The 5,159-nt window shown below is 74.4% G+C and carries 4 protein-coding genes; all 4 read left to right on the top strand.

Annotated elements, in window-relative coordinates:
* Positions 1 to 42 precede the first annotated feature (42 nt).
* The 4 genes from ACOV8S_RS16775 (at position 43) to ACOV8S_RS16760 (ending at position 5,055) form a co-directional block, all read left to right on the top strand.
* Positions 43 to 1,203, top strand: a complete 1,161-nt coding sequence (locus tag ACOV8S_RS16775; protein ID WP_448318605.1) for a DUF2690 domain-containing protein — start codon at positions 43 to 45, stop codon at positions 1,201 to 1,203.
* Between the two features lie 395 nt (positions 1,204 to 1,598).
* Positions 1,599 to 2,588 carry a malate dehydrogenase gene (locus ACOV8S_RS16770; protein WP_448318604.1) on the top strand — a complete coding sequence of 330 codons (990 nt, stop codon included), beginning with the start codon at positions 1,599 to 1,601 and terminating at the stop codon, positions 2,586 to 2,588.
* Between the two features lie 336 nt (positions 2,589 to 2,924).
* On the top strand, positions 2,925 to 4,700 hold the full coding sequence (locus ACOV8S_RS16765; protein WP_448318603.1) for a hypothetical protein: 1,776 nt from the start codon (positions 2,925 to 2,927) through the stop codon (positions 4,698 to 4,700).
* Positions 4,690 to 5,055 (top strand): hypothetical protein, encoded by a 366-nt coding sequence (locus tag ACOV8S_RS16760; RefSeq protein ID WP_448318602.1) that lies wholly within the window; start codon positions 4,690 to 4,692, stop codon positions 5,053 to 5,055. Before ACOV8S_RS16765 ends, ACOV8S_RS16760 begins: the two co-directional genes overlap by 11 nt.
* Positions 5,056 to 5,159: the final 104 nt, after the last annotated feature.

Here is a 5,159-nt window from a genome sequence, read left to right as displayed (position 1 = left end):
GCACGCGGCAGGGGGCCGGACGCTGGGGCAGAGGGGGGAACCATGCCGCGTTGGAAGGCATTGCCGGAGGAGCTCGACCCCGAGGTCAAGGAGCTCACCGCCGCGTTGCGCATGCTGGTGGACCGCGGCGGATCGGGCATCGCGGCGGTCGCCGACAGCACCGGGTACAGCAGGACGTCCTGGGAGCGCTACCTCAACGGACGGCTGCTGCCGCCGAAGGGCGCGGTGATCGCGCTCGCCGAGGTCACCGGCGTCAACCCGCTGCACCTCACCACGCTGTGGGAACTGGCGGAGCGGTCGTGGAGCCGTGCGGAGATGCGGCACGACCTGACCATCGAGGCGATGCGGATCGCCCAGGCCCGCGAGGGACTGGGCCGGTTCGCGGGTCCGTCCGCGCAGGCTCCCGCGACCGCCTCCGCCGGCCCGGTCACCGCGTCGGACCCTGCCGCAGCCCCCGCCCCGTCGTCCACGGGGGCCTCCGCGTCGAGCGCCGGGCGGGCCTCGGCGTCCGCCGCCCCGCACGAGCCGTACGACCGTCCGGGCGCCGCGCCGTACGACCCCCAGGTCGCCGCGGGCTCCCAGGCGCGGGCGTCCACCCCGGCCGCCGCGACCGCCCCCGGAACCGCCGCCGAGGCACCGCCCCCGCCGACGTCCGGTGCCGGCGCCGTAACCGGCGGCGTGGACGGCCCCCGCGCCGCCCCAGGCCGGGCGCACCGGGCGGTGACCTTCCTGGCCGGGACGGTCGGCGCGCTGCTGATCGTCGGGGCGGCGGTCTTCCTCACCCAGGCCGACCCCGAGGACGAGGCCAGGGCCGCCGACCACGGGAGCTCGTCCGCCCCGGCCGGCGGGGAGGCGTCGCTGCCCGACGGGGTGCGGTGCCAGGGGGCCGGATGCGCGGGCGAGGACCCGGAGGCCATGGGCTGCGGCGGGCAGCGCGCGACCACCGGCAGGAGCATCACCGTGGGCACCGCCGTGCTCGAGGTGCGGTTCAGCGAGGTGTGCGGCGCGGCCTGGGCGCGCGTCACGGGCGCGGCGACGGGGGACACCGTGACGATCGGCGCCGAGGGCGCCCGTGCCCGGGAGCGGAAGGCGCAGGTCGGTCAGGACCCGGACGCGTACACGCCGATGGTGGCGGTGCGGCGCGCGCAGGACGCGAAGGCCTGCATCACCCCTGCCAAGGGGCGTACCGCGTGCACGGGTTGACCCGTTCGGCTCACGTCGACGCGCCGCGCGCATAACCTCACCCGTGGGGGGAAGGCAAGCCAGATCCCCCCACGGGATGCGTGCCCGGCGAGGCGGCGCCTCGCGGATCGCCCTCGCGCCGGGCACGTACGGCCCGTGGTGCGCCCGCGCGGGGCAGCGCGCCGCCGGACGTCCTGTGGTCCGGGCCACAGTCACCCGTCCATGGCGGGGCGGCCGAGGCGCGATAGCCTGACGCCCGGATCTCTTGACGCCAAGAGATCGATCATTTGTATGGTCGATCGATCATCATGGTGGGCAGCCGGGCCGACCGTCCGGGAGCCGCCTCGCGACAGGCGCCGGGGATCCCGCACCCCGGGGCGGACCGCCCCACCGCCTGCTGTCCTACGGAGAACGCCATGACCCGCACTCCCGTGAACGTCACCGTCACCGGCGCGGCCGGCCAGATCGGTTACGCCCTGCTCTTCCGCATCGCCTCCGGCCAGCTGCTCGGCGCGGACGTGCCGGTCAAGCTGCGCCTGCTGGAGATCACCCCCGCGCTCAAGGCCGCCGAGGGCACCGCCATGGAGCTCGACGACTGCGCCTTCCCGCTGCTCCAGGGCATCGAGATCACCGACGACCCGAACGTCGCCTTCGACGGCTCCAACGTCGCCCTGCTGGTCGGCGCCCGCCCGCGCACCAAGGGCATGGAGCGCGGTGACCTCCTCGAGGCCAACGGCGGCATCTTCAAGCCGCAGGGCAAGGCCATCAACGACAACGCGGCCGACGACATCCGCGTCCTGGTGGTCGGCAACCCGGCCAACACCAACGCCCTGATCGCCCAGGCATCGGCCCCGGACGTCCCGGCCGAGCGCTTCACCGCGATGACCCGCCTGGACCACAACCGCGCGCTGACCCAGCTGGCGAAGAAGACCGGCACCTCGGTCTCCGACATCAAGCGCCTGACCATCTGGGGCAACCACTCCGCCACCCAGTACTCGGACATCTACCACGCCACCATCGGCGGCAAGAGCGCCGTCGAGGTCGTGAACGACGAGAAGTGGCTGGCCGAGGAGTTCATCCCGACCGTCGCCAAGCGTGGCGCCGCGATCATCGAGGCCCGTGGCGCGTCCTCCGCCGCCTCCGCGGCCAACGCCGCCATCGACCACGTCCACACCTGGGTCAACGGCACCGAGGAGGGCAACTGGACCTCCATGGCGATCCCGTCGGACGGCTCCTACGGCGTCCCGGAGGGCCTGATCTCCTCCTTCCCGGTCACCTGCAAGGACGGCAAGTACGAGATCGTCCAGGGCCTGGACATCAACGAGTTCTCCCGCGGCAAGATCGACGCCTCGGTCGCCGAGCTCTCCGAGGAGCGCGAGGCCGTGCGTTCCCTCGGCCTCATCTGAGTCCGAGCCTCGCGGAGCACGTGCCGACCGCCTCGCGGAGCACGTCCCGACCGCCCCGGCAGCCCTCACCGGCCGCCGGGGCGGTCGTGCGTTCGGTGACCGGACCTGATCGCTGCGTGACCTTTCCCGGTTGCACCTGTCACTCCCGTCGCCTAGATTTCACGCCTCAACTGCCGTGCGCTTCAACTGCCGCGCGTGGCAGGCGTGTTCGCGTATCGGGGGATCCGCTTGACCGTCCCGTCAGTTCCGCAGCAGCCCACCGGGCCGGGCGTTCCGCAGCAGGGCGCCGGCACCGGCCTTCCGCAGCCGCCTCCCGCACCGGTGACGCCGGCGACCGTGCCACCCCATGCGAGCGAAGCAGGCCGGCTGCTGTGCGCGGGCGCCTACCTGGACTCCCGCTACCGCGACCGGGTCATCGAGGAGCTGTGGCTCAACGAACAGCGGGTGGCCGCCCCCTCGCTCGGGTTCGACGCCGCCCGGGTGCTGGCACACGCCCTGCGCGCCCGCCGCGTGGAACTGGCCTGGGCGCTGGGCATCACCGCCCTGTGGGCCCTGGGCATGCTCGTCACCCAGGGCATGCTCGTCGCCTTCCTCCTCCCCAGCGTGCTGCTGGCCCTGGCCGCCCGGCTGCGCGGCGAGGGCCCGACCGCGCCGCTGTACCGGAGGATCCCGGCGTTCTGGCTGCGCTGGTGGGGGCGGCTGATCCTGGTCCTGTTCGGCTGGAACACCCTCGGCCTGGCGTTCGGCCTCGGTGAGGAGGAGAGCGGGCCGGGCTACGGCGACGGGTACGGGGAGGACGGGTACGGCGACTCCGGTTACGGCTCCGCGGACGCCCCGTTCGCCTTCGACGAAGTGGCCGGGTTCCTCACCGGCACCGGCGCCGGCTCGTCGTCCGGCACCGCGACGCAGGCCTGGCTGCTGATCGTCGTTCTCGCCGGTCTCGCGCTGTGCGCCGCGGCCCAGCGCGGCCGGTTCGCGCGGGCGGTGACCAACGAGCTCTCGCCCGCCCGGTTCCCCGACGCGGCCACCGACCCCGCCGAGCTCCCGCAAGGGCCGCGGTTCCAGGGGCTGATGGGCCGCATCCGGCGCGAACAGCACCAGAACCTGGTCATGTACAACGTGGCCCGGCCGTTCTGCGGCGCGGGCACGCCGGTCGACACCTGGATCCTCGCCGTCGAGCTGCGCCCGGCCGACCGGACCAGGAAGCCCGCGCCGATCAGCAACCGGGTGGTGCTCGACCGGGTGCGGCCGCTGCTGGAGGAGCTGCGCAGGCCGCCGCAGGGCGGGCGCCCCGGCCGGGACCGGCTGCGCGGCCTGGAGGTCGACGAGTGCGTCTTCCTCCCGGCCGAAGGGCTGCGCCACCGGGACGACGCGCCCTACGGCGACGCCTCGCTCGCCGAGCACATCGAGGGATCCGTCGAGGAGGGCGCCGAACGCCGGCGCCACTTCCTGCGGATCAGGGTCGGCGGCTGGGAGGAGGAACTGGTCGTCACCGTCTTCGTGCGGGTGCACACCCAGGGCAAGATCCTCATGCTCGAGGTCGCCCCGCACGTCCTCGCGCCGGTGCGCCAGGACTTCCAGGACGTCGACCGCGCCGCGCACCGTCTGCTGTCGAGCAACCTGTTGGCGAAGGCCGCCTGGGCGGTGGCGCGGGTGCCGAGCTCCCTGGTCCGTTCCCTGGTCGTCGTGGGCAAGTACCTCGCCGACAGCTGGGCGCTGGCGACCGGGGGCAACGCGGCCGCCCTCGCCGAGGGGCCCGCGCGCTCGGTGCGCGAGCTGGGCGCCGCCGACGACGGTTCGCTGTTCCAGCGGATGGACGCCGCGCGGTACCTGAAGGCCGTGCAGGACCGGGTGGCCCACGGCGTGCGGCAGGCCCTGGCGGACGGCGGCTACCAGACCGACGAGTTCGTCCAGCAGATCGTCAACGTCAGCAACGGGGGCGTGCACATCGACAGCGTCGAGGGCAGCACCTTCGCCGTCGGCGAGCACGCGACCGCGTCCTCCACCACCTCGGCCGGCGCTCCCGCCCCCACCGGCGCCTCCGCCTCCACCAGCGCCCCCGCCGCCGGCGGGAAGGCGGCGCAGAAGGGATCCCAGGGTCATGAGCAGTGACGAGCCCACCGTCCGCTTCGGCAAGGTCAGCAGGAGCACCTTCGCCGTCGGCAGCCACGCCCGCGCCGAGTCCCACCACCACGCGGCGGGCCGCGAGGAGGTCCAGGACCAGGAACTCCTGGAGGCGCTGCGGGAGCTGAGGGCCGAGCTGGCCGGCCGTCCGGAGTCGCCGGCGGTCACCGGGATCAACGAGGCCATCGACGAGGCCGAGGACGAGATCACCCGCACCGGCCGGGCCGGTGCGGGCCGCCGGGCGCGGCTGCGCGAGCGTCTGGAGTCGGCCGAGGGCATCACCAGCTGGATCACGGCCGCCGCCACGGTGGCCGCGATGCTGGGGGTGGGCGGGGCGTCATGAGACCCGCAGGGACAGGCGCCGCACAGCGCTGGAACGAGGACGCGCAACGGTGGGAGTACCCCGGCGACGGCGCGGCCCGGACGACGGTGTCGTCCCCGCCGCCC

The organism is Streptomyces sp. CO7 (assembly GCF_053474865.1).
This window is presented reverse-complemented; position numbering and strand designations above follow the sequence as displayed.